This is a genomic window from Robertmurraya dakarensis, from assembly GCF_900156875.1.
GTDB classification, from domain to species: Bacteria; Bacillota; Bacilli; order Bacillales; family Cytobacillaceae; genus Robertmurraya; species Robertmurraya dakarensis.
This window is the reverse complement of the sequence record NZ_LT707408.1, coordinates 342,438-366,958: the sequence shown is the minus strand read 5'-3', so window position 1 is coordinate 366,958 and position 24,521 is coordinate 342,438. Positions and strand designations below refer to the sequence as shown.

Below are 24,521 nucleotides of genomic sequence, written 5' to 3'. Positions count from 1 at the left end.
CTTACGGATATTTCCCTCGCCAATCAGCTCATCTACCAACTGACTGTTTCATTTATCTAATTGTATCAAAACAAATAAGCGTTTTGTTCAATTTGGTAAGAACATCCAGTTAAAGATTTTTTCTGTTTCGTTTGGAATCTAACTCTATAAGGGATTTTTCATTTGGAATACATTTTGGCATTCAAAGTTTGAATGGGTTTTTCAAGTAACTTGGAAATGTGGTGTGGTTTTGGGTGGAGAGATTTTTCGGGATGAGAACGGGGGATATTCCGATACTTTCAAGATCTCGAAGGTATTTTCGATAAGTGGGTTTAGACATATGTTTCTTAGGCGTATCAATACTGCCTTTGGAGATTTGAACGAGGAATGCTCGAAGGTCATCTTTTTTCTTTTTTGAGAAATGGCTGTTTTCAATGATTTTTTCTGCCTCGGTGATTTTATAGTAATCCCCTCGGTGAACAATAGGCAGAACGTGCTTTTCCATGTACTCTTTCCATAACTGATACGAAAAGTAGCTCCTTAATTCCTTTGGTCTGCTTTTTCCTTTGTCTTTTCTTTTCATGCTATTTAGATGGCTATTCTTCAGTCGCAGTTCGTATCTTACCACATTTTCTTCGTATGATTGAATTTCTTCACCATTTGCGATCCGTTCCACTTCTTTGTCATAAATGTTCAACTCAACACTTTTACATTTGTGGTATTGCGACGTATCGTATTTAATAGGGTTGCCATTTTCATCCTTACCCCATTTAATTTTTTCCTTGTAAGCATATTTAGCTGTGTATTTTTCAAGTAGAAGAAATAACAGCTCCCTGTCCTTTTGGTTTGGCATAGCAACATCCATTTTGTAGTCTATTCTCTTGAGTGCATGGGAGTCAAAGTACATGGAATGCCCAAAGTGGCGGATAAGGAATTTACGAATATTTGATTCTACCAAATCATAATCTTCCTCTAGGATCTCTGATTTGTCCAACAATTTAACAACATCTACCTTCAAATGTAGATTCCAATTACCATCCGCACGACAACTAATCCAGGTAATTGAATAGGCAGGGAATTTCATTTTTACTTCGCCCTTTACTTGTTTAACCGCAGCCCCAAAGTAATCATACTTGTTGAGGTTAACCCCGTACTTGGAAAATAAGTGTTGAATATCGGAATATTCTACGAGCAACATCATTTCAAATGTGTGTATCATTGTAAAACCATCTCCTTTATTTTAGTTCATGGGAACAAGGAAAGCCTTTGTTATCAAGGGTTTACTTAGTTTTGTTTTTCCCGTCCCTAACTAATTTATATGACTTCCCAACACATTGATAAGAACCAATGTAATTGTTAAGTAAAGCATCCTACTGTAGTTGTAAAGAAAATATTCATCAATGTACCCATAAAATCGTTCAACAACATTACAGCATGTGCATAATTGTAAAGGTTCAGTATTTTTCCTTTGTTCCTAGTAATTTATAAATTGTTTACAAGAAAATAACGTAAGGACTACATACATACGGATTCTGATTAGGAAATGGAAATTGTTAATAACACACAAACTAGCAAGAAAATTGACAATAGATTGCAATGAAAAAAGACTAGGTATTTGGAACCCCCCTAGCCTTTCTGCTATAAATATGTTTTATTATTCATTTAAAGCTGCCATCTTTACTTAATAAACAAAAGCATTACCGTTGTTATGGTAATGCCCATTGCTAAACCAATATTGCAATCACTAATAATTCTCAATGACTCCTCCTAGTGAAGAGGCTTTAATGATAGGATTTTTCATTATTTCAACGATTTCATCCTTTGTGCCATAAACGACTACTCCTAACATTTCTACATCTTCTGTCTTGATTTCTTTCATGGTATTATAGGCTTTCTTGTGTTCACTAAACGTACTCGTTTTCAGTAACTTAAGAAACTCATCATACTCATATGTCAAATCTGTCATTGAAGTATAGGAGTTATTTATAGAAAAACCTAATGCTTCACTCTCTCTAATAAACGTTGCAGACCAATCGTATTCCTTTGCTTCTTGTTGAAACGTGTTTAATTGGTTAGTGTTATAGGTATTTATCCAAAACCAAGTCATTTCAGGAAGCTGCATGAAAGGCAGTTCACTTTGCTTGTATGGCTTATCAAAAGAAAGAGCTACCTCATATATTTTATCCCCTTCCATATTTTCAATCAGTTCTTCATCATTTTTATATTTTTTATAATCAACCTTTGGATGAAAAAACAGCATTTCTCTCCAACCGTTTTCTTTATAGGAGAATTGCCAATCCTCTCCTGTAACTCCGATGCTACCACCTGAACCTCTTGAAACCAATACAGATGGATTCAGTCCGAATGAATATTGTTTTTGCTCAATTACAATTGATTTAATTTTCATGTCCTTTGAAATTTTATAATGGCTCATTCCTCCTAATATACCTCTTGAATCCACTGTTTCACTGATATAACCATTCGGTGTGCTTAGTCGTACATAAGCATCCCATTGCTTAAATGCTTTTTGACTAAAATATGCTGAAATAGCGAAATTGGCTATGTTAAGAATAACGAATACGATAATAGAAATGAAAACAATTGTTAGCAACGACTTCCTTTTACCTTTTTTAATAGCCTTTTTTATTTTCTTCTCATCAAAAATATCCTCAGAGTGTTCATTCATGTAGATTCCTCCATTTCTTTTGAAATTCTTTTCTTGCCCGAAATAAATACGTCCTAATCGTTTCTTCCTTCATTCCTAGTAATAATGAAATTTCCTTATAACTAAGTTCAAATTCATATTTTAATAGGAGAAGCTGTTTATAGATTTCTTGGATGCTTTCTAATGTAATGGTTATTTCGTGATTTTTTTCAATATTTAAGACGCTAGATTCCGTATCTTGGTCATTCGCAAAATTATTCCAGAAACGAATATCATCTATCGAAATCACTTGTTCCTTTCCTTTTTTCTTTAACATTTTTTTAAATTCATTCATGGAAATAGTGAAAATATATGAAAGAGCTTTATCCGAAGGAACACCACTACTATAAGCGATATATTTCATATAGCTTTCTTGAACAATATCTTCTGCATCTTCATGGCTACAACCGTTCTTTTTTAAATAAAAATAAATCATTTTTGCTTGTTTATTGTATATTTCCAACAAAAGCTGAGAATCCATAGCTCCTCCTTTCTAATGTCCTTCAATAATAAAGAGTCATATCCCCTAGAAAAGTTTACAGCAAAACTTAAAAATTTCGAAAAGTTTTTAATTGTAATGACATTGCAGTCAGCAAAACTTGGATTTCAACAAACTCTTCATCAGTAATTATTACCTTACCTGTTTTCACTTTTCATTTCCATTCAGTTTGGTTCCTAACATAATAGGATAAAAACTGACTTTATCTACATGATTCCTCTCATTCATTCCAATCCTTTTTGAAGCATTTGCCTTTTATATTCAAAAGTTAATAAGTCCTTTTCGTCAGGCATTGGATTTGGTCAACCCTCAGAAAGTATTACAGAAAAAGGTGCATCTACTTTGGACTGTTGATTATTTATTTTTAGATACAACCTCGAACTTAAAAACTTTGATTTTTGTAATTATCCTAATTATGATAGAAACATAGCAAGATTTTCATGATGAAAGGCAGTGATTCTATCTCAAAAGGTAAAACACCAATTATCATTCCCTCAAACACCCTCAAACCATATGACTTTGAAATTCTCCACTCAATTATTTTAAAATGAAAATCTACAATAAATAAAAACAACAGGAGGAAAACATCATGACCCTCGAAAGAATCTTCAATAATCAATCCCCCATTACCCTCGAAGACATTTTCCAATCCATCTTGAATGAAAAAATTGACGCACTCATTAAGGAATTCTATGATAATACTAAGGTGAATTCCACTGACTCTTCTAACAAGAAAGGAGAGGATGTGGCATGAGATCAGCAATTTACATTCGTGTCTCAACGAACAAAGAAGAACAAAAACAGTCCCTTGAAAATCAAAAAGAATTGTTTATGAATCTATTATCCGAGAAGGGATGGGACTTATTTGATATTTACTTAGACATTGAATCTGGAACGAAGTCAAATAAACGTCCTGCTCTAAAACGGATGATTGAAGATGCAAAAATGAAGAAGTTCGACATTATTTTGGCAAAGGAATTATCCAGATTAGCCAGAAATGGACAATTATCTTATGAAATAAAAAATCTAGCAGAAATTCAAGGTATACACATCCTTACCATGGATGGTGCAATTGACACACTTTCAGGAAATACTCAGATGTTTGGACTATACGCTTGGATGTATGAACAAGAATCCCAAAGAACAAGTGAACGTGTGAAAACTGCTCTACAAATCAGAGCAAAGATTGGTAAATTTAAGGGTTCCATTCCACCCTACGGATACTATGTCGAAAATGGAATTTTAAAGGTCAGAGTTGATTCTACTCCTGATGTCGTACGTCGAATATTCAACTCTTACCTTTTAGGTAAAGGATTTGATAGAATTGCACGGGAACTGTTAGAAGATGATTTACCGACTCCTTCTGAAATTGCAGGAAAGAGAAATGCAAGTTCACTTTGGCATGGATCTACAGTTAGAAAAATACTAGAAAATCAGCATTACATTGGTAATCTAGTTCAACAAAAGGAAACTTCTATTAGTGTAACAACTGAAAAACGCAAAAAGATTGATCCAGCAAATTATGTTGTCATCGAAAACACGCATGAGCCTATTATCTCCAAAGATGATTTTCATGTTGTTCAACAACTAATCTCTGAAAGAAAACGTAAACGTCCCTATGCTAAAAAGCATCTATTCACAAATATTTCGTTTTGTGCTGACTGTGGTAAGAGTATGCACTATAAAGCCAATCGTAAGGGATATATTTGTGGGTCATACAACAAGTATGGTCATACAAAATGTTCAGATCACCATGTAAGAGAAGATGGACTGATTGAAGCAATTTCAAATGATATAAAGCAAATGTTTTCAGCACTCTCAACAAAATCTATTCAAAAGGATATTGAGAAAAAGATTGCAAACTTCATTAACCGTGATCAAAAACAACTCACTAACATTCTCAAGGAGATAGAAAACATAAAGAAAGACAAAACGGCTGCACTTCGCATGAAAATACGGGGTGAAATCCAAGATGAAGAATACAGATTGCTCATTGAGGATAATGGTATCCAACTCGCTAAACTGAATGAGGATAAGATAAAATTAGAAAAGGGATTACTTCAACAAAAGCAAACGATTGATTTTACAAAACTAATCAAACAAATTGAACAGTTTGTTCAAAACCCTGTTCTTGACGAGGAAATGCTTCACAAACTAATAGAAAGAATTGAAATAAAAGAAGATGGGAGTCCGAGAATCCACTACCGATTCTCGGACCCTTATATATCTTCTATTTTTTTACGAGCAACACACAGCACTCCACGTGCGTCGTATGCGGAAACATATCAACAGGCTGTACTTCTTGCGTTTGGTAGCCGCCATCTTCCAGGATTCGCAAGTCCCGTGCTAATGTGGCTGGGTTACATGATACATAGACAACTCTTTTTGGTTTCATGTCAAGAATGGTCTTTAATAATGATTCATCACAGCCTTTGCGGGGCGGGTCGACTACAAGGACTTCTGCGGTGATGCCTTGCTCATACCATTTAGGAATGACCGTTTCTGCTTCACCAACAGCAAATTCCACATTCTCTATTCCATTTAACTCGGCATTCCTCTTTGCATCTTCAATCGCTTCAGGTACGATTTCAACTCCGTACACCTTCTTCGCCTTCTTTGCTAAAAACAAAGAGATCGTCCCAATCCCGCAATAAGCATCAATAACTTCCTCTTCCCCAGTCAAATCAGCATACGATAAGGCTTGCTCATAAAGGACCTTGGTTTGCTCAGGATTTACTTGGTAAAAAGAGCGAGATGAAATGGCGAATTTAACATCGCCAATGTAATCGTAAATGACTTCTTCTCCCCATAAAACCCTCGTCTCATCACCTAAAATCACATTGGTCTTTTTCGTATTCACATTTTGAATCACTGACTTTACACCATTTATACGCGAAACGATTTCCTCGACTATTCTCTTTCCATGGGGGAGGTCTGGGGTTCTCGTCACAATCACTACCATCACTTCACCTGTCACTAGCCCATGACGTGCCATGATATGGCGAATCGTACCCTTGTGACGTTTCTCATCATAAGCAGATACTCCATATTTTTCACATACTTCTTTAACCGTTTGAACGACTTCGTCATTAATATCCTGCTGGATGAGACAAGCGCGCATATCAATGATTTCATGACTTCTTTTTTGATAAAATCCCGCAATCAATCCACCTTCTCGTTCTCCGACAGGAACTTGCGCCTTATTCCGATAACGCCATGGATCCTCCATGCCGAGAACCGGATGAACCAACACATCATTAAGCTTCCCAATTCTCGTTAGAACATCACGAACTTGTTTTTCTTTCGCTTTTAGCTGCCCTTCATAGCTTAAGTGCTGCAGTTGACAGCCTCCGCATTCCTTGTAAATAGGACACGGTGCATCTACCCTGTCAGCACTTTTTTCATATATTTCAATGAGGCGCCCAAAGCTGTAGCCTTTATTTACTTTCGTAATTTTAATTTTAGCCTTCTCTCCTGGCAGGCCATTCGGTACAAAAATGGGGTATCCTTCCACCTTAGCGACTCCAGCACCATCATGTGTTAAATCTTCGAATTGTATATCATAGTATTCATTTTTTTGAACAGGTAAAGTTTGATTCATCATTTTCTTCCTTTTCATCGATATCCGTATTCTTTTTGACTAGAGAAATTGTATCACAATCCCTTTTAAAATCGAAATAACGCGACACAAAAAAAGAACTGAGCTATTCCAGTTCTTTTGATTTCTCTTCTAGTATTATTTTCGGCCGGTCTTCTTCCCGGATTTTATCAAGGGGAACAAATACCTCGATATGACGATACAGGTTAACGAATTCAGCCGGCAGCATACCGCCGAATTCACCATCTAAGTTTAATTGTACTTTCTCTTCTGAATGTACTTTAATCCGGTTAGCCTGTGTATAAATCACATGTGGATCGTGAATATGTTCGCCTCTTAAAGCTAATGTCGCAATCCGCACGAAATCTGCCAAGTTCGTCTTTTTCAAAATTAATAATGAGAACATCCCATCATTGATGGATGAATTCGGAGCAAGTTTTTCAAAGCCGCCAACAGAGTTGGTTAAACCGACTAAGAACAACAGTGCTTCCCCTTCAAAAAGCTTTCCATCATATTCAATACTCAATTCTGTTGCACGAAAGGATGGCAGCATTTCAATTCCTTTTAAATAATAAGCAAGCTGCCCAAGAACGGTTTTGAGTTTGCTGGGAACTTCATAGGTTAACTCAGTAATTCTTCCGCCGCCGCCAATGTTGATAAAATATTTATCATTCATACGTCCAATATCAACGGGAATGGTTTCTCCCTTAGCGATAATATCAGCAGCCGCTTCAATATCTCTCGGAATTTGCAATGCCCTAGCGAAGTCATTGGTGGTACCAGACGGAATAATGCCAAGTTTTGGTCTATATTCCTGCTCTGCTAAACCATTTACTACCTCGTTAATGGTACCATCGCCCCCGGCAGCGACTACCAGATCATACTTTCTCTCAACCGCAATTTTTGCTGCGGCTGTTGCATCTCCCGCCCCAGTTGTCGCATGACAAGAAGTTTCATAACCTGCAACTTCAAGCTTTTGTAATACTTCAGGTAAATGCTTTTTAAATATTTCTCTTCCAGAGGTTGGATTATAGATTATTCTCGCTCTTTTCATACCCATCATCCTATTTCAAAAAATACTAGCGCATCTTAATGTCCATAAAAAGTTTCTATTAGGAGTTTATTCCAACTCAATCATATCCTAAAGGTTATTGACTTGCAATTTTATCGTAACGATTTTGTTACTTGTTATTAAGAGGATGTCCTCAATTCACAGTGTTCAGGCTGACCTCATAGGCATCCACGATTGTAATATTATGTGTGCCTTTTCCCATTTTAAAACTACCGGTTTTAGGATTAACCACTATTGCATCTTCCTGATTTGCCTCTTCTGTTGTTTGATCACTATAATCCCATGTACCAGTCTGTCCAAGTAATTCGTGAACACCAATTGCAGAAACATGAACATCTGCATCATTATCTATGTACAAAGAAACATCAGATGCTCTTTCTACATACCAATCATTTCCTAGTGCTCTCGGCTTCATGATAATAGGATTGCCATTACTAATTATCTCGAGTTTCACATTCGTTGGGACAATGAGCGTTGCTTCCATTGATGCATAGCTATCCAATATCCCTATCGACTGGCTAGGTAATTTCTTCATGTTCAAATATAAAGTGTCCCCTTTTTTCTCATAACCAATATAGTCCTCTGCCTCTTGTACCAACTTTTCACCTTTGCCTATTGTGGCTGTGTACGTTCCAAACATTGAAACCTCTTTTTCAGATGTTCCTTCCACGATCATCGGGTAATGTTCTGTATGGACGACAACTCGTTTTATTCCTTCGGTTACAGGCTGCGTGAGATTAGGCAAGTCAAATGTCCTTTCCTCTCTAGACAAGCCTTTATCAATGATGTCCAGTAAACCGCTAGAGCTTAAAAATGAAAATCCGATTCCCATCATTCCGATAATGCCGACGAAGAAAATACTTAAGAAATCATATTTTAAAACGGGATTCTCTCGTTTTGCAAAAAATAGATAGAGGAGAATCTCTAAACCTAGCACAACAAATATAATTGGCCACCATGAAATCAACATATGTGCAAAATCTAACCCGATAAACTGCGACAATAGTAGAAAGATTCCTAAAAGGAGAAGAGCTCCGCCCATGGAGAATGTTCCCACACGCCAAGATCTCGTATTCATTTCTTTATCACTTGTCATTCTGTACTTTCTCCTCTCTTACTCCTATTTCCTAATAGAAGTTTGATTCCCCCAAAGATCAACAGGATTGAAACAATTGCTGTTTGGAAATAGCGGTCAAACCAGTATCTTAAGTCAATGTTAATGACTTCTGCCAGCATCGGTGAAACGGCAGGAATAATGATGTTTGTTGTCATATAATACAAACCTACTAAAATTAACCCAATCCCTACCCATTTCTGATGGTTAATTAAATAAGAAATAATCGGGATGTCTTCAATTGGCTCCTGACCATATTTTGAAGCTTTTTGAAGTCCATCAAAAAAGCTGTAAAACCAAATGATCGGGATTAAAAAGAGAAAGATTCCTAACCGTAGAATATCAAGAATATAAATAGAGAATAGAAACGCTGCCATTAATTGGATTCCACGGCGTTGGTAACCAAGATATAAATGTCCTGCACCAGGGAATATCGATAAGAAAGTTGCAATTGACTTACTCTTTTTCCCATCTTCTCTTTTCATTTCAATATCTTCTAAAATGGAACGATCCACTAACTCTTCTCCACGCTGCCTCTTATTTAATTGCTGCACAACATCAAAAAACCCATACAACCAAAGAACTGGCAAAATCGCTAGGAAAATTAAAAATTCTTCTCTCGAAGTTAATATTGAGACAAACAATACCATGATCGCGAGGCCAAGAAATGATGTTAACAGTGTAATTCCTCGATTCATTAGACCCAGCTGAAAATGCCCTACACCTGGAATAAAGGACAAGACAATCGTATAAAAACGTTCCTGCTCTTGTGTTTGATTCTTTTCAGAAACAATCACTTCTCCTTTTTGAAGAGTTCGCGACGCTGTAATTGCCGTATCGATTAGGTTTACGATGTAAAGAATCACTCCAAAAATGACTATCGCAAAAGCAATTCCTCTTGTTTGATATGATTGTACTAGTAAAAAAAATAACGCAATTAAACCAAACTCTCCCAGCATATAAGCAAAACCGCGAAGAGTTTTATTCAAATACAGCAAACCTCCTCCAGGGAAGAACGCTAATAAAAATGCTAAAATAGGATTTTTCATTACTTATTATCCTCCTTATTATTAAGCTCCAATGAATCCATCCAGGCAAACGTTTTGTTGATGATCCCATCTGTAAGTGTCGGAGCTTCTTCCTGTAACGTTGGTGTGTGGACAAGATCTGTATAACTCGTAATCGACTGAAACACACCCGTACTTATAAACAAAATCGTCATGGCAGCAGCCACTGCATAATGGAAAAGTGTACTGTGATAAAAAGGTACTCTCTGCGGCTGTACAACCTTTTCCATAATCAAGTTAGTAAACTCATCTTGATCCCCGAGCATCGGAAGTTCATTTTCAAGTTGAGCTACCGCATCCAGATAGACCTCCAAACATTGGTCGCAGCTGTATAAATGACTATCGTACTTATCACGAACATTCTCATCTACTTCATTTTTTACGTATTGCAGCCACTGTTCATAAGAGTAATGATTCACAAAAAATCGTCCTCCTTCCAACGTTTTTTCATCCAATTACGAGCTCGATATAGGCGAGTCTCGATTGTCTTCACCCCAACTTGCTTTTCCTCAGCCATTTCCTGATAGCTTTTTTCAGCTATATAAAAATCATAGATCGCTTCACGATAGTTATCTGGAAGCTCATGAAGTCTTTCATGAACCAGTCTGCGCTGTTCCTTACTTAGCACATCCTTTTCGAGATTCTTGCTTTTGGAAACCGGCAAATCAGCCGCTTCCATTACTTCCTCTCTCCGGCGATCCCGCTTACGTTTCACATCAATGGCATGATTTACTGCAATCCTTGTCATCCATGTTTTGAGTCCTTGGTTTTCATATTGAGGGAGAGAATAATAAATTTTAATAAAAGCTTCTTGCGCAGCATCTTCTGCATCCTTTTGATCTCGCAGCACAGCATAGATTGTCTTGAATAAATCATTTCGATATCTCTCAACTAATAGCCGAAATGCATGATCATTGCCGTTTAAAATTTTCTTTATAAGAATCTGATCGCTAATCTCTCTCCCCCCTTTCAAACAACTTCCACACTAATAGACGAACACTTCTTAATAAAACACTACACTTTTTTTATTTTTTTTTTAAAACTATAAATAAAAAGCTTTTGTTCAGATTTTAAAGAAACTTTTTCTTTGGTAGCAACGTCTAATAATTGTCTGATTATTCTAATTCTAGGATAGTGTACTTTACACCAAAGGATGATGTTATGGTTTTGTTATCATTTCTAGCAGCCTATTTAATTGGATCTATTCCGACCGCTTTAATCATTGGAAAACTCTTCTTTCATGTGGATATACGTGATCATGGAAGCAACAACCCAGGGGCTACCAATACATTAAGAGTGCTTGGAAAAAGGGCTGGAATTGCGGTATTGCTTGTAGATGTTGGAAAAGGGGCATTTGCAGCATCTCTACCATTCCTGTTAAACATTCAGCTTGATCCACTATATTTAGGACTCACGGCAGTAATTGGCCATTGTTTCTCTGTTTTCACAAAATTCCGAGGAGGCAAGGCGATTGCGACAACAGCAGGAGCCCTGCTAATTGCTAATCCTTGGATGCTATTGGTTTCTTACATTACATTTTTTGCTGTTATCTTCATTTCTAAGTATGTTTTTTTTGGATCAATATCAGTGGGAGTGGCTCTATTATTATTTTCCTTTTTTGAACCGGGCTATAAACATGAAATCATCTTTACTTTATTCTTGTTCCTATTAATCTTCCTTCACCGGTCCAACATTTCAAACTTTATATCTAATCAGGAGCCTAAAGTTAACGATAAGAAGTTAAAAAACGACCGCATCCCACCCAACAAAAAATAACGAGAAACATCTCGTTATTTTTTGTTGTTATATTAACTTTTTAATGATGCTGGTACTTACAGCTCTCCAAAGCTTCACATCTTCCTGGTATGCTTTAGTTAAAGTCTTAAACATTTCCTTTTGTTTTTCTCCAAAACTCTCTGAATCTTTAGGAGGTAATTGTTCTGTTAGGGAATCCACTAACCTTTGCACTTCTTCCGCTCTTGGACCCCAAACCGCTCTTTCCTGACCTTCGCTATCAATAAACACAAAAATAGGGATAGATCGCGATGTACCATTTGTTAAGTATTGATCCATTAATTCCAAGTTAGAATCTCTCAGCAGGAACCGAACCTCCATATTCATTTCTTCTGCTATTTTTAAAAGAATAGGGATATTTAACATCGCATCCCCGCACCAATCCTCTGTTAAGACAATAACCTTCATATCGGAAAGGCTTAATGGTGAGAGTTCTTTCTTTTCACCCTCATTGAGTTGAAACCGATCATATATAGAATCCATTTTATCGCCATTTACCTTCATTCCATTTCTGTATTGCTCCAACGTTAAGCCTTTACCAAACCAGTCAAGTAAGTCCATTTAATATTCCTCCCTTGATTTTCGACAAATGATGATCATTGTATTGTTACAATCTATCTTTTCCTAGGAAATAATCCATGATTATGTCGATATTTCACTTTATCGCAGGTTAACGGGCAGTAAGACCCCCACCTCAAGATTCTGTGTTCACATACGAAGATAGGCGGGGGATCAACTGCCCGTAAAAGCCCGATTAGTTCAACTAACCATCAGTGGGGATAAAGCCCGCCACTGATGGAAGTTTCACTTTATACAAAAAGCCGACAGGTACTGTATCTACCTATCAGCTTTTTTGTTAAGTATTGATTTTATCGCTTCTGAATCTCCTGCTGTAGAAGTTTGTTAACAATTTGAGGATTTGCTTGGCCTTTTGTTGCTTTCATTAGCTGTCCTACAAGGAAGCCAATGGCCTTATTTTTACCATTCTTAAAGTCCTCAATCGATTGTGGATTGTTATCAAGTACTTCTGTCACAATCTCAAGCAAAGCACCTTCATCCGAGATTTGAACAAGACCTTTATCTTTAACAATCTGTTCTGCATCTCCACCATTTTCGATCAGTTCCTTAAAGACCGTTTTAGCGATTTTAGATGAAATCGTACCATTTTCGATTAACTTAATCATCCCTGCTAATCCTTCTGGTGTCAGTGCAACTTCCTCAAGCTCTTTTTGCTCAGCATTCAAGTATCCTGAAACCTCGCCCATTAACCAGTTCGAAGCTTGCTTAGCTTCCGCACCTGCCGCAACGGTTGCTTCAAAGAAATCGGACATTTCTTTCGTGATCGTTAAGACAGCCGCATCATAAGCAGGCAAACCAAGTTCTTCGACATAACGCTGCTTACGTACATCTGGCAGCTCAGGAATCTCTGCTCGAACTCTATCCTTCCATTCCTCATCAATATAAAGATCCAATAAATCCGGTTCTGGGAAATAGCGGTAATCATCTGACCCTTCTTTTACACGCATTAGGATCGTTGTTCCTGTTGTTTCATCAAACCGGCGTGTTTCTTGTTCAATCACGCCGCCTGTCATCACAACAGATCTTTGACGCTTTTCTTCATACTCAAGACCTTTACGGACAAAATTGAAAGAGTTCAAGTTCTTTAACTCTGTTTTCGTTCCGAATTCTTCTTGTCCCACAGGTCTGATGGAGATGTTGGCGTCACAACGAAGGGAACCTTCTTCCATCTTACAATCAGAAACTCCTGTATATTGAATGATGGATTTCAACTTTTCAAGATAAGCATATGCTTCATTAGGAGTACGAATATCTGGTTCAGATACAATTTCAATTAAAGGTGTTCCTTGGCGGTTGTAATCACATAGAGAATAACCTTTGCCATGGTTCAACTTGCCTGCATCCTCTTCCATATGGATGCGGGTAATCCCAATTTTCTTTTTATAACCGTCCACTTCAATTTCAATCCAGCCGTGCTCCCCGATCGGTTTATCAAATTGCGAAATCTGATATGCCTTAGGATTATCCGGATAGAAATAGTTTTTACGGTCAAACTTCGTTTCTGTTGCTACTTGGCAGTTTAAGGCCATGGATGCTTTCATGGCATAGTCTACTACCTTTTTATTTAAAACAGGCAATACTCCCGGATAGCCTAAGTCAATTACACTTGTATTTGAATTCGGTTCAGCCCCAAAATGGTTTGGGCTTGAAGAGAATATTTTCGATTCTGTCTTTAATTCAACGTGGACTTCAAGTCCGATCACTGTTTCAAATTCCATTGTTTCTCACCCCTTACAATTGTGGTTTTTGTTTATGAAAATCAGTCGCTTGTTCAAATGCATGAGCCACACGATATACTGTACTTTCATCGAAATGTTTCCCGATTATTTGTAACCCAAGCGGCAGTCCATTTGATAAACCACACGGAACAGAAATTCCTGGTACACCTGCAAGGTTAACAGGAATCGTCAGGATATCGTTCATGTACATCGTTAATGGATCAGACGTCTTCTCGCCAATTTTAAAAGCAGGTGTAGGTGTAGTAGGCCCAACAATGACATCATACTTTTCAAACACATCTTCAAAGTCTTTTTTAATTAACGTTCTGACCTTCTGAGCTTTCTTATAGTAAGCATCATAGTATCCTGAGCTTAGCGCGAACGTACCAAGCATGATTCTTCTTTTTACTTCATCCCCAAAGCCTTCTGCTCTTGTATTTTTATAAAGATCCATCAAGTTGTCAGCATTAGGAGTACGGTAACCATAACGAACACCGTCAAAGCGCGCCAGGTTGGCAGACGCCTCTGATGAAGAAAGTAAATAATAGGTAGCTAAAGCATATTTAGAGTGCGGAAGTGATACTTCTTCCCAAGTTGCTCCTAGACTTTCAAGCACCTTAAGTGAGGCAAGCACAGATTGTTTAACTTCCTCATTAACGCCTTCTCCAAGATATTCTTTTGGTACGGCAATTTTCAGCCCTTTTACATCACCTGTTAAGGCTTGTACAAAATTAGGCACTTCAACATTCGCAGATGTTGAATCCATTGGATCAAGTCCTGAAATAGCCTGAAGTAAATAAGCATTATCTTCTACAGTACGTGTTACAGGACCAATTTGGTCTAATGAAGAAGCGAATGCTACTAAGCCAAAACGTGATACTCGGCCATAGGTTGGCTTTAGTCCAACGACTCCACAGAAGGAAGCTGGTTGACGGATTGATCCGCCTGTATCAGAACCAAGCGAAAATGGCACCTCTCCCGCTGCAACGGCTGCTGCAGATCCCCCTGATGAACCTCCAGGAACTGTATCAAGATTCCATGGGTTTTTCGTTTTCTTGAAACCTGAGTTTTCTGTTGAAGAACCCATCGCAAACTCATCCATATTTAACTTTCCAATTGTGATGGTTTCAGCTTGCTGAAGCTTTTGAACAACTGTAGCATCATAAATAGGATCAAAGTTTTCAAGAATTTTACTCGCACAAGTCGTACGTAAATCCCTTGTCACAATATTATCCTTAATCCCGATCGGCATTCCAAATAGAAGACCTTTTGATTCGTCGGTACCAAGCTTTTCATCCAATTTCTTAGCTGTGCTGCGTGCTTTTTCTTCATCTAGAGTCAGAAAGGCTTGAACTTGGGAATCAACCTGTCCAATCCGTTTATAGGATTCTTCAACGAGGTCAGAAACCTTAACCTCTTTTTTATGTAATAATTCATGTAAATCACTTAATTTATGATCGAATAAACTCATCTTTTCCCCTCCTTATTCGATGATTGATGGAACTCTAATTTGCCCGTCGACATGATCTGGTGCATTCTTCAGAACATCTTCACGAGGCAGTCCTTCCTTCGGTACATCTTCTCGCATAACATTTTTCATATCTAGTACGTGTGATGTTGGTTCCACATTATCTGTATCTAATTCATTTAGCTGTTCAGCAAATGTAATAATGGCATCAAGATGCTTTGTGAAATTTTGTGCTTCATCCTCTGTTATAGAAAGCCGTGCTAAGTTGGCAACATGCTTTACTTGATCTGTTGAAATCCTTGACATATACGTCACCTCCACTTTTGTTCGAACAATTACACAATAATTTGATAATATCAAATTTTACTGGAATAAAGCAACATAGATGAGGTTCTTTCGCTGTGAAAAATACACAATAAAATAAACAATTTTATTTCAGGGTTCTAATACACATAAAAAAGCGATATCCATCGATACCGCTATTTTTTAAAAAGACCAGTAAACTTCGAAAAAATCCCTTTTTTCTCTTCTTTCTGAGGTTGAATTATTTTTTTCTCCACATAAATATCTTCCTTATCAATCGCTTCATCTACTGCTAAAACAAGCCCTAATTCTGAATTATATTCCTTATTGGTAACCATTGTATACTCAATATCATATTTACTGCATATTTTTGTATATTTCGATAAATATTGATAGTTCATGTTTCCATTCAAAAACACTTGAGCATTCGGGTATTTCTTCATCTGCTCTTCCACCTGACTATAAGTTCCAGTTTCTCTAACCTGTCCCTGTGTAAGAGCAATCACGACCCTCTCCCGTAATGTGCCTAAAAATTTTCTTCTTTCATCAGGCTTTATTTCTTTTTGTCCATATATCCCTTCTTTTAAGTAATCTTCAACATTTGGACCGGCCATATTTTCTGCCTCCTCAGTTATGTTTACTACTATTTATGTATTAATGATGGAATCGGTGTTAAAAATGCATCTTTTCACTTTAGATCAAACGTTTGATCTAATCATATTAACAGCTTCCTATTTATACTTTCCTTAAATAAGCAAAAAAAGTCCTTCTCTTCTTAATGAAGAGAAGGATAAATAATTTGGAGATGATCGGTGAAATATTACAATCCTAGAATGATGTGATGGTAGAACTATTTTACTGTAGCAGCAGTAAATTGTTCTTCTTCAGTTGAACCTTTAAGTGCTGTTGTAGAAGATGTACCACCAGATACCACCATTGAAACCTGGTCAAAGTATCCTGTACCAACTTCTCTTTGGTGACGAGTAGCAGTGTACCCGTCCTTTTCACTTGCAAATTCAGCTTGTTGTAATTCTGAATATGCAGCCATACCACGATCTTTATAGCCAAGAGCAAGGTTGAACATGCTGTGGTTGAGAGCATGGAATCCAGCTAATGTAACGAACTGGAACTTGTAGCCCATTTTTCCAAGTTCAATTTGGAACTTAGCGATTGTTTCATCATCAAGCTTTGCTTTCCAGTTGAATGATGGAGAGCAGTTATAAGCAAGCAGTTTGCCTGGGAATTGCTCATGAATGGCATCTGCAAAACGCTGTGCCTCGTCAAGATTTGGTTCTGAAGTTTCACACCAGATTAGGTCAGCGTAAGGAGCATAAGCTAAACCGCGTGCAATCGCCTGATCCAAACCAGATTTTGTACGGAAGAATCCTTCCGGAGTACGTTCTCCTGTAATAAATGGTGCATCATAAGGGTCCACATCACTTGTAATTAAGTCAGCAGCGTTCGCATCTGTACGTGCGATTAATACAGTTGGAGTTCCCATTACGTCTGCAGCAAGACGAGCAGAAATTAAGTTTTTAACAGCTGTTTGCGTTGGAAGCAGTACTTTCCCTCCTAAATGTCCGCATTTCTTCTCTGAAGAAAGCTGATCTTCAAAGTGAACACCTGCAGCACCTGCTTCAATCATACCTTTCATTAATTCGAAAACGTTTAGCTGACCGCCAAATCCAGCTTCAGCATCCGCTACGATTGGAGCAAACCAATCAATGGAGTTATCCCCTTCCATGTGATGAATTTGGTCTGCACGCTGTAATGCTTGGTTAATGCGTTTTACAACACTTGGAACGCTGTTTGCAGGGTATAAGCTTTGATCCGGATACATATGTCCAGAAAGGTTTGCATCAGCCGCTACTTGCCAGCCGCTTAGGTAAATCGCTTTTAAACCAGCTTTTACTTGTTGAACCGCCTGGTTACCAGTTAATGCTCCAAGTGCATTAATAAAGTCTTCTGTATTAATGTAGTTCCATAATTTTTCCGAACCGCGTTTTGCTAATGTATGTTCAATATCAATTGATCCTCTTAATTTAATTACATCTTCTGCTGTGTAAGGTCTAGTAATCCCGTTCCAGCGTGAATCATTTTCCCAGCTCTCTTGTAACTTTTGAATTCTTTCTTGTGTCATTTTCCATTCTCCTCTCAAACTGTTAAAATAGTTAAATTTTTTATATGTCGTTCACTCAGTTGTTATAAAACACTAACGTTGTCTACATTTCGTATTATATAACAGTAATTTGAATAATGGAACCTCTTTTTTAAAATTTTTTAAAAAATTTTAAAGTTTGCTAAAAAGAGTGTATTTATGGGTAAAACTTATTTATTATTTCGTTTCATTTGTTCTATACTATTGAATAGAAAAGAGGTTGATATTTGAATGTTATCTTATGTTTTATTGATTGTAGGTTTGGCCTTATTAATTAAAGGTGCTGACTTTTTTGTTGAAGGTGCCTCTAAGATTGCAGCCTCCTTACATATCCCGCCCATTCTAATTGGTTTAACGATTGTTGCATTTGGAACTAGTTCACCCGAGGCAGCTGTTAGTATAGTTGCAGCGATGGAGGAGAATGCAGGAGTTGCTTTAGGAAATGTTTTGGGGAGCAATATCTTTAATATCACGTTAGTTATTGGCTTAACTGCTTTAATTAATCCTTTAAAAGTGGAAAGTGCAACCATTAAGAAGGAAATTCCTTTTACCCTTCTGGCAAGCGTTGCTTTACTTGTCCTAATGAGTGATGTCGCCCTTCAATTCATTGGTAATAATGCGATCACTCGCAGTGATGGATTGATCTTCTTACTGTTTTTTGCGATATTTATGTACTATGTTTTTGAAGTGGCAAGGAATAGCCGGGAACAGGCCCCAGATGAAAATTCTAATAAAGGCCAAGGAACTTGGGGCAAAAATATTGTTATGACAGTTGGCGGTCTTGTTGGGATTATTTTTGGCGGAGAATTGGTCGTTGACAGCAGTACGAAAATCGCGATTTCTCTAGGGATGAGTGAAACATTGGTAGGCTTAACGATTGTTGCTGTTGGTACATCGCTGCCTGAACTCATTACTTCAGTAACAGCAGCCATTAAGAAGCATAGTGAAATTGCGTTAGGCAATATCGTAGGAAGCAACATATTTAACATCTTATTTGTTCTTGGAGCTTCTTCCTTGATCTCTCCTTTGCCGGTAGATTCTAAGCTATTCTTCGATGTCATTTTGATGATCTTTTTTACAATTGTTCTCTTTTTCTTTTCAAGATCTCACTACAGGATCGGAAAATTTGAAGGGATATCACTCGTAATTGCCTATATTGCCTATATGGTATTTATCATCATCAGAAATTAAAAAAAGCTGCCCTCCTGCTCAGAATTGACTATTGAGCAGGTTTTTTAATCCATTTTTTCTAAAAATCTGGATAATTCATATTTTCTAAGATAAATATGACAGTTTTGTGAACACTTGAGCAAAATTAATTTTATGAATCTCAATGAATAGATATAACCTATATGAGCATATTAGGCAATTTTAATACGAAAATTTGAATTTTTATTCACTTATCAAAATAAAACCGAATAGTTTTTATATTCTAATAATTATTATGTGTTATGATATTTAACATGTCGTCCCGCTTTCGGTTGTCTGTAACGAATCTTTGAATAATCATATAATTGTATAGAACTGCATATCCATCTTACTAATTTCAATTTAAGGAGGTGATTACTGTGGATGTCGGCTTTAGTTTAACTGCTGCTACATGGGCATGGCTTTTAATTCCAATGCCACTATTAATTGTTTTATCACTCATTACGTATTTCACTGAAAAAGGAGAGGGTGTAAAGGAAAATGGATATTAACTTACCCACGTTAATTGCGATTATCATTTATCTAGTAGGAATGATCATCATTGGTGTTATGGCTGCTAGAATGACTAGTAACTTATCAGACTATGTTCTAGGAGGAAGACGCCTTGGTGCAGGAGTGGCCGCTTTAAGTGCCGGTGCATCAGATATGAGTAGTTGGCTCATGCTCGGTTTGCCTGGAGCTGTCTATGTAGGCGGAATGGGCGAAATTTGGCTGCCTATCGGGCTTGCCGTCGGTGCTTATCTCAACTGGCAATTTGTTGCCAAACCATTACGCGTCTATACAGAAGTAGCTAGTGACTCTATTACAGTACCAGACTACTTTGAAAACAGATTTCACGACACGTCAAAAATCCTTCGTGTAGTTTCCGCTGTCGTTATCCTGCTATTTTTCACATTCTACACATCATCTAGTTTAGTCGGTGGAGCGATTCTTTTAGAAAATTCATTTGGAATGGACTATACGGCTGCATTATGGATAGGAGCACTCATCATTGTAGCTTACACTTTCTTTGGTGGATTCTTGGCAGCGAGCTGGACAGATTTCATCCAAGGGATTTTAATGTTCTTAGCACTGATTATCATCCCAGTTGTCGCGATTCAAGAGCTTGGCGGATGGAATGAAACGGTGCAGAAAATTGGTAGCATTGATACCTCTTACTTAAATGTATACTCTGGGGCATCAACAATTGGCGTTATTTCTTTATTAGCATGGGGTCTTGGTTATTTTGGCCAGCCGCATATCCTTGTCCGCTTTATGGGGATTAAATCAACAAAGGATATCCCAAAAGCTCGTTTAATTGGGATGACGTGGATGGTACTTTCATTATTCGGTGCAGTCTTTGTTGGTTTTGCCGGAATTGCTTATTTTTCTGATTCACCGCTGGCAAATTCAGAAACAGTCTTTATTATGTTTTCACAAGTCCTATTTAATCCATGGGTAGCTGGATTTTTACTTGCAGCCATTCTCTCAGCAATCATGAGCACAGTCGATTCACAATTGCTCGTTTCTTCAAGTGCCTTAGCGCAAGACTTTTATAAGTCAATCTTTAGAAAGAACGCTTCCAAAAAGGAAGAAATGATTGTTGGCAGAATTGCTGTTCTTGGTATCGCCATCGTTGCGATTTTATTAGGATATAATCCTGAAAGTAAAGTATTAGAGCTTGTAAGTTACGCTTGGGCCGGATTTGGTGCTGCCTTCGGACCTGTCATTATCCTAAGCTTATTCTGGAAACGTATGACCAGAAACGGAGCATTAGCAGGAATTATTGTTGGAGCCGTAACGGTAATCGTATGGGCTCAATTATCAGGCGGTATATTCGATTTATATGAACTTGCCCCCGGCTTCTTATTTGGTGCAATTGCTATCTACATCGTCAGTCTTCTTGGCAAAGCTCCATCAAAAGAAGTATTGGAACAATTTGATTCCTATAAAGAAAAAACAAAACAAGGTTTATAATCTCTACAAAGCATCCTTCTTACTAAGAGGGATGCTTTTCTTTTTAGAACAGCCCGACCGATGACGTGAAAAAAAGGCAGAGACTCGTCTCTGCCTTATCATTCATATATGTGAACAAATGGTTCCTTTTGGTCAACATCCCGTACAATAAGTGATTCAGGTCCATTCACAGAGGTTACATTGACTTCAACGGCAATATAGTTTGGAAAGTGCTCCATGACCAGCCCTGTTATATATTGCGTGAACCCTATCGCTTCTGCCTTACCATAAAACTGTATAGGAATATTGATTTGAAGTTTTTGAAGCTCATTTTCCACATAGTAAGCCTCACCGATTACTCCATTAAAGTTCGGAAAATAATCTTCAACATCCTGTTTAAAATTCAAAAAGGTCGTTTCATTGTCTCGATGCTTTTCACGCGCTTCTGTTGAAGGGAATAGAATATACTCTTCGTTGACATTTTGCCAGCCGCCTAATTTAGCTGAACCCTTATCTGCGTGTGCGTAAGCGAAATAATTACCCGGAACAATCGCAGACTGACTTTCAAGCTCAAACAAAGCAATCGTAATCGGAACTTGTGATAAACCTTCCATTTGCCTTAAACGCTTAATTACCTCGTCAGCAATTTTCTTTCCTTCTTTTTCCAATGTTGCATGATCGATCTTTTTCTCATATGTTGGACCGTATTGTATTTCTTGAAAATAGTAAACAGAATTCAATGCAAGTCCAATGACGACCCCTTCAAGACGTGCTGTCCCTTCCGCATCTTTTAGTAAGTAGTTATGTTCAAGAATATGTGCTAAATAGATCGGATTCTCTTGGTGCCTCGTCTTAATATCACCCACGCCAGGATCTGCCGGATTTAAGCCAATGTTCTTATCCGCACTTAGTCCCTTTTCCTTTAACTGTTCATCTGTATACTTACGATTTAACCATAACCCTACTGTTTCTCGGTCTAAGTATTGTCCCTCTTGAAACAAATACTTTTGAGGATCAAAGTTACGCTGGGCAATTCTCATCAGCCCTGTTTCAAACTCATCAATATCATATCTTGTATTTATGTTTCCAACAATCATACCTCTTGCTTCAGAAGGTTTAAATGGCAAGATCGTCCGATAAAATTGATCGGAGATTTGATATTTGGGAATAATCGCTTTTTCCGTAGATTCATCCTGTTCTTGGACAATCTCCTGATCCTCTTGAAAATTAGGTGCACAACCTGTTAACAGAAGAAGAAAAGTTAAAACGACCATTGAGATTTTTCTCATGGTACTTTACACCTCTTACTTATTTAATTCTTCAAGCAGTTTCTCCTCGTTCCATACCTCTATACCCAATTCTTGTGCCTTTGTTAATTTTGATCCTGCCTCTTCGCCAGCAATGACAAGATCCGTTTTTTTACTGACACTTCCTGAGATTTTACCGCCTAACAGCTCAATCTTTTCTTTTGCATCATTTCTAGTCAATTGTTCCAGCTTTCCAGTTAGGACGACCGTTTTCCCCGCAAAAATAGAATCAGATTCTTCAGCAGATACTGGCTTAGGACCTTTATATCCCATATTAACACCAGCAAGTTTCAGTTCTTCAATCAATTCTTTTACTTCTTCAAGTTCAAAATAAGTTACGATTGAATCAGCCATTTTGTCCCCGATTTCATTAATTGCTATCAGATGCTCAAAGGTGGCTGCCGAGAGATGATCGATATGGTCAAATTCCTGTGCTAATGTTTTCGCTGCTTTAGCTCCAACATGGCGGATGCCAAGTCCGAAAAGGAGTTTTTCAAGTGAATTTTCTTTAGAAGCTTCAATGGCCTTCAGGAGATTATTAACAGATTTTTCTCCCATTCGTTCTAATCCGATCAACTGTTCATAAGTCAGCTTATAGAGATCAGCCACATCCTCAATTAGTTTTTCAGCAAATAGCTGACTAATCACCTTTTCTCCTAATCCATCAATATTCATCGCATCTCTTGAGACGAAATGAATCAGGCCTTCTCGAATTTGTGCTGGACACTTTGGATTGATACACCGCAGTGCCACTTCACCCTCTATTCGCACTAATTCACTATCGCATTCAGGGCAATGAGTAGGCATAGCAAAGTCTTTCTCCTCACCTGTACGCCTATCCTCCAACACCTTAACAACCTCAGGAATAATATCCCCGGCCTTTTTAATGACAACAATGTCCCCGATTTTGATATCTTTTTCCCGAATGAGATCTTCATTATGTAATGAGGCTCTTCCAACCGTTGATCCAGCAACTTTCACCGGTTCTAAAATCGCCGTTGGTGTGACAACACCCGTTCTGCCGATACTAAGTTCAATATCCACCAGCTTAGTAACGACTTCTTCAGCGGGAAATTTAAAAGCAATGGCCCAGCGCGGACTTTTCGCTGTTGTTCCAAGTGACCTCTGCTGATCAAAAGAATCCACTTTTATAACAATTCCATCAATCTCATATGGCAAACTAGGTCTTTTTTCAACCCAGCTCTCCACAAATTCAATGACTTCCTCAATATTTCCACATTTCTTTCGTTCCTTGTTCGATTTAAACCCTAGATGATCTAGGAAATCCAGCCCTTCACTATGGGAAGCCACTCCTGTTTCCTCTGGATTAGCAATGGCATATAAGAATATATCTAAATTTCTCGATGCTGCAATACGAGGATCAAGCTGCCTTAAGGATCCTGCAGCTGCATTTCGAGGATTTGCAAACGGCTCTTCTCCCTTATCCTCTTTGACCTTATTTAATGCTTCAAAAGAACGCTTCGGCATAAAAGCTTCGCCGCGAACCTCGATCGAAACATTTTCATTTAGGCGCAAAGGAATTGAACGAATGGTACGAAGGTTCGAAGTGATATCCTCACCTGTTGTTCCATCCCCGCGGGTTGCACCTTGTACAAAAACCCCCTCCCGGTAGCGCAGCGATACCGCTAACCCATCTATCTTCAATTCGCACACATAGGAAAAATCATCACCGACAGCTTGCCTTATACGGCGGTCAAAATCCCTCAAATCCTGTTCATTGAAGGCATTCCCTAGACTAAGCATAGGGATTTCATGCTGAACTTTCTCAAATGCATCTAACACTGATCCGCCAACTCTCTGAGAAGGCGAATCAGGTGTCTTCAATTGAGGAAATTGTTCTTCAATCTCTAGTAATTTTTGCATTAATTTATCATATTCGGCATCTGGAACCGAGGGATTATCTAATACATGATATTCATAGTTGTATTGATTTAGTAAATTATGAAGTTCTTTCACTTCTTTTTCAGCTGTTTGCAGGTCCATTACCTCAGCCCTT

Annotated in this window: 22 protein-coding genes and 1 pseudogene; 6 read left to right on the top strand and 17 right to left on the bottom strand. The window is 37.8% G+C overall.

Annotated features, from left to right (window positions below; all coding sequences use genetic code 11):
• Window positions 1-181: 181 nt before the first annotated feature.
• From CZ487_RS02830 to CZ487_RS02820, 3 genes are all read right to left on the bottom strand, one after another.
• Window positions 182-1,198, bottom strand: a complete 1,017-nt coding sequence (locus CZ487_RS02830) for a hypothetical protein (RefSeq protein WP_077210729.1) — start codon at window positions 1,196-1,198, stop codon at window positions 182-184.
• A 525-nt stretch (window positions 1,199-1,723) separates the two neighbouring features.
• Window positions 1,724-2,665 (bottom strand): anti sigma factor C-terminal domain-containing protein, encoded by a 942-nt coding sequence (locus CZ487_RS02825; protein ID WP_077210728.1) that lies wholly within the window; start codon window positions 2,663-2,665, stop codon window positions 1,724-1,726.
• Window positions 2,658-3,164: an RNA polymerase sigma factor gene (locus CZ487_RS02820; protein ID WP_077210727.1), complete on the bottom strand. Its 507-nt coding sequence runs from the start codon at window positions 3,162-3,164 to the stop codon at window positions 2,658-2,660. Before CZ487_RS02820 ends, CZ487_RS02825 begins: the two co-directional genes overlap by 8 nt.
• A gap of 607 nt (window positions 3,165-3,771) precedes the next feature.
• Between CZ487_RS02820 and CZ487_RS27015 the strand changes: the two genes are divergently transcribed.
• On the top strand, window positions 3,772-3,936 hold the full coding sequence (locus CZ487_RS27015; protein ID WP_202617777.1) for a hypothetical protein: 165 nt from the start codon (window positions 3,772-3,774) through the stop codon (window positions 3,934-3,936).
• A pseudogene (locus CZ487_RS02815) lies at window positions 3,933-4,970 on the top strand (recombinase family protein); the annotation flags it as partial. The gene CZ487_RS27015 and the pseudogene CZ487_RS02815, both read left to right, overlap by 4 nt.
• 442 nt (window positions 4,971-5,412) lie before the next feature.
• Here CZ487_RS02815 and rlmD read toward each other — a convergent pair.
• From rlmD to CZ487_RS02785, 6 genes are all read right to left on the bottom strand, one after another.
• Complete coding sequence (rlmD, locus tag CZ487_RS02810) at window positions 5,413-6,786, bottom strand: 23S rRNA (uracil(1939)-C(5))-methyltransferase RlmD (RefSeq protein WP_077210726.1); 1,374 nt, start codon at window positions 6,784-6,786, stop codon at window positions 5,413-5,415.
• 100 nt (window positions 6,787-6,886) lie between these two features.
• Window positions 6,887-7,834 carry a diacylglycerol kinase gene (locus CZ487_RS02805; RefSeq protein ID WP_077210725.1) on the bottom strand — a complete coding sequence of 316 codons (948 nt, stop codon included), beginning with the start codon at window positions 7,832-7,834 and terminating at the stop codon, window positions 6,887-6,889.
• 151 nt (window positions 7,835-7,985) lie between these two features.
• Window positions 7,986-8,948: a hypothetical protein gene (locus tag CZ487_RS02800; protein ID WP_077210724.1), complete on the bottom strand. Its 963-nt coding sequence runs from the start codon at window positions 8,946-8,948 to the stop codon at window positions 7,986-7,988.
• Window positions 8,945-10,015 carry a hypothetical protein gene (locus CZ487_RS02795; protein ID WP_077210723.1) on the bottom strand — a complete coding sequence of 357 codons (1,071 nt, stop codon included), beginning with the start codon at window positions 10,013-10,015 and terminating at the stop codon, window positions 8,945-8,947. Before CZ487_RS02795 ends, CZ487_RS02800 begins: the two co-directional genes overlap by 4 nt.
• Window positions 10,015-10,452 (bottom strand): anti-sigma factor, encoded by a 438-nt coding sequence (locus CZ487_RS02790; RefSeq protein ID WP_077210722.1) that lies wholly within the window; start codon window positions 10,450-10,452, stop codon window positions 10,015-10,017. The genes CZ487_RS02795 and CZ487_RS02790 overlap by 1 nt, the downstream gene beginning before the upstream one ends.
• A complete protein-coding gene (locus CZ487_RS02785; RefSeq protein WP_237562788.1) occupies window positions 10,449-11,006 on the bottom strand; it encodes an RNA polymerase sigma factor in 558 nt (185 codons plus the stop codon). The genes CZ487_RS02790 and CZ487_RS02785 overlap by 4 nt, the downstream gene beginning before the upstream one ends.
• 188 nt (window positions 11,007-11,194) lie before the next feature.
• Here CZ487_RS02785 and plsY point away from each other — a divergent pair, with 188 nt between their 5' ends.
• Entirely contained in the window at window positions 11,195-11,809 is a 615-nt protein-coding gene (gene plsY, locus CZ487_RS02780; RefSeq protein WP_077210721.1) for a glycerol-3-phosphate 1-O-acyltransferase PlsY, read from the top strand.
• 27 nt (window positions 11,810-11,836) lie between these two features.
• Here the strand turns inward: plsY and CZ487_RS02775 are convergent, their stop codons facing one another.
• The 6 genes from CZ487_RS02775 to aceA all read right to left on the bottom strand — a co-directional run bounded on the left by CZ487_RS02775 (window position 11,837) and on the right by aceA (window position 18,035).
• The gene (locus CZ487_RS02775) at window positions 11,837-12,388 is read right to left on the bottom strand and encodes a thioredoxin family protein (protein ID WP_077210720.1); all 552 of its coding nucleotides are present in this window, start codon (window positions 12,386-12,388) and stop codon (window positions 11,837-11,839) included.
• Window positions 12,389-12,696: 308 nt separating this feature from the next.
• Window positions 12,697-14,124 (bottom strand): Asp-tRNA(Asn)/Glu-tRNA(Gln) amidotransferase subunit GatB, encoded by a 1,428-nt coding sequence (gatB, locus tag CZ487_RS02770; RefSeq protein WP_077210719.1) that lies wholly within the window; start codon window positions 14,122-14,124, stop codon window positions 12,697-12,699.
• Between the two features lie 13 nt (window positions 14,125-14,137).
• Entirely contained in the window at window positions 14,138-15,595 is a 1,458-nt protein-coding gene (gene gatA, locus CZ487_RS02765) for an Asp-tRNA(Asn)/Glu-tRNA(Gln) amidotransferase subunit GatA (protein ID WP_077210718.1), read from the bottom strand.
• A 12-nt stretch (window positions 15,596-15,607) separates the two neighbouring features.
• The gene (gatC, locus tag CZ487_RS02760; protein WP_077210717.1) at window positions 15,608-15,898 is read right to left on the bottom strand and encodes an Asp-tRNA(Asn)/Glu-tRNA(Gln) amidotransferase subunit GatC; all 291 of its coding nucleotides are present in this window, start codon (window positions 15,896-15,898) and stop codon (window positions 15,608-15,610) included.
• A 173-nt stretch (window positions 15,899-16,071) separates the two neighbouring features.
• Window positions 16,072-16,509, bottom strand: coding sequence for a YueI family protein (locus tag CZ487_RS02755; protein ID WP_077210716.1), 438 nt, complete (start codon window positions 16,507-16,509; stop codon window positions 16,072-16,074).
• Between the two features lie 236 nt (window positions 16,510-16,745).
• Window positions 16,746-18,035: an isocitrate lyase gene (gene aceA, locus CZ487_RS02750; protein ID WP_077210715.1), complete on the bottom strand. Its 1,290-nt coding sequence runs from the start codon at window positions 18,033-18,035 to the stop codon at window positions 16,746-16,748.
• A gap of 249 nt (window positions 18,036-18,284) precedes the next feature.
• On the opposite strand from aceA, the gene CZ487_RS02745 reads away from it, so the two are divergent.
• The 3 genes from CZ487_RS02745 (at window position 18,285) to putP (ending at window position 21,218) form a co-directional block, all read left to right on the top strand.
• Window positions 18,285-19,244, top strand: a complete 960-nt coding sequence (locus tag CZ487_RS02745; RefSeq protein ID WP_077210714.1) for a calcium/sodium antiporter — start codon at window positions 18,285-18,287, stop codon at window positions 19,242-19,244.
• 377 nt (window positions 19,245-19,621) lie between these two features.
• Window positions 19,622-19,753, top strand: coding sequence for a hypothetical protein (locus tag CZ487_RS27625; protein WP_272914183.1), 132 nt, complete (start codon window positions 19,622-19,624; stop codon window positions 19,751-19,753).
• Window positions 19,743-21,218, top strand: coding sequence for a sodium/proline symporter PutP (putP, locus tag CZ487_RS02740; protein WP_077210713.1), 1,476 nt, complete (start codon window positions 19,743-19,745; stop codon window positions 21,216-21,218). Before CZ487_RS27625 ends, putP begins: the two co-directional genes overlap by 11 nt.
• Before the next feature lie 98 nt (window positions 21,219-21,316).
• Here the strand turns inward: putP and CZ487_RS02735 are convergent, their stop codons facing one another.
• Together CZ487_RS02735 and ligA are read right to left on the bottom strand one after the other, a co-directional pair.
• Window positions 21,317-22,486 (bottom strand): CamS family sex pheromone protein, encoded by a 1,170-nt coding sequence (locus CZ487_RS02735; protein ID WP_077210712.1) that lies wholly within the window; start codon window positions 22,484-22,486, stop codon window positions 21,317-21,319.
• Window positions 22,487-22,501: 15 nt separating this feature from the next.
• Window positions 22,502-24,508, bottom strand: coding sequence for an NAD-dependent DNA ligase LigA (gene ligA, locus CZ487_RS02730; protein ID WP_077210711.1), 2,007 nt, complete (start codon window positions 24,506-24,508; stop codon window positions 22,502-22,504).
• Between the last annotated feature and the right edge of the window lie 13 nt (window positions 24,509-24,521).

Excerpts from the sequence above, each read along its gene's own strand:
- CZ487_RS02830 (WP_077210729.1), bottom strand. The coding sequence starts at position 1,198 with ATGATACACACATTTGAAATGATGTTGCTCGTAGAATATTCCGATATT.
- CZ487_RS02825 (WP_077210728.1), bottom strand. The coding sequence starts at position 2,665 with ATGAATGAACACTCTGAGGATATTTTTGATGAGAAGAAAATAAAAAAG.
- CZ487_RS02820 (WP_077210727.1), bottom strand. The coding sequence starts at position 3,164 with ATGGATTCTCAGCTTTTGTTGGAAATATACAATAAACAAGCAAAAATG.
- CZ487_RS27015 (WP_202617777.1), top strand. The coding sequence starts at position 3,772 with ATGACCCTCGAAAGAATCTTCAATAATCAATCCCCCATTACCCTCGAA.
- rlmD (WP_077210726.1), bottom strand. The coding sequence starts at position 6,786 with ATGATGAATCAAACTTTACCTGTTCAAAAAAATGAATACTATGATATA.
- CZ487_RS02805 (WP_077210725.1), bottom strand. The coding sequence starts at position 7,834 with ATGAAAAGAGCGAGAATAATCTATAATCCAACCTCTGGAAGAGAAATA.
- CZ487_RS02800 (WP_077210724.1), bottom strand. The coding sequence starts at position 8,948 with ATGACAAGTGATAAAGAAATGAATACGAGATCTTGGCGTGTGGGAACA.
- CZ487_RS02795 (WP_077210723.1), bottom strand. The coding sequence starts at position 10,015 with ATGAAAAATCCTATTTTAGCATTTTTATTAGCGTTCTTCCCTGGAGGA.
- plsY (WP_077210721.1), top strand. The coding sequence starts at position 11,195 with ATGGTTTTGTTATCATTTCTAGCAGCCTATTTAATTGGATCTATTCCG.
- CZ487_RS02775 (WP_077210720.1), bottom strand. The coding sequence starts at position 12,388 with ATGGACTTACTTGACTGGTTTGGTAAAGGCTTAACGTTGGAGCAATAC.
- gatB (WP_077210719.1), bottom strand. The coding sequence starts at position 14,124 with ATGGAATTTGAAACAGTGATCGGACTTGAAGTCCACGTTGAATTAAAG.
- gatA (WP_077210718.1), bottom strand. The coding sequence starts at position 15,595 with ATGAGTTTATTCGATCATAAATTAAGTGATTTACATGAATTATTACAT.
- gatC (WP_077210717.1), bottom strand. The coding sequence starts at position 15,898 with ATGTCAAGGATTTCAACAGATCAAGTAAAGCATGTTGCCAACTTAGCA.
- CZ487_RS02755 (WP_077210716.1), bottom strand. The coding sequence starts at position 16,509 with ATGGCCGGTCCAAATGTTGAAGATTACTTAAAAGAAGGGATATATGGA.
- aceA (WP_077210715.1), bottom strand. The coding sequence starts at position 18,035 with ATGACACAAGAAAGAATTCAAAAGTTACAAGAGAGCTGGGAAAATGAT.
- CZ487_RS02745 (WP_077210714.1), top strand. The coding sequence starts at position 18,285 with ATGTTATCTTATGTTTTATTGATTGTAGGTTTGGCCTTATTAATTAAA.
- putP (WP_077210713.1), top strand. The coding sequence starts at position 19,743 with ATGGATATTAACTTACCCACGTTAATTGCGATTATCATTTATCTAGTA.
- CZ487_RS02735 (WP_077210712.1), bottom strand. The coding sequence starts at position 22,486 with ATGAGAAAAATCTCAATGGTCGTTTTAACTTTTCTTCTTCTGTTAACA.
- ligA (WP_077210711.1), bottom strand. The coding sequence starts at position 24,508 with ATGGACCTGCAAACAGCTGAAAAAGAAGTGAAAGAACTTCATAATTTA.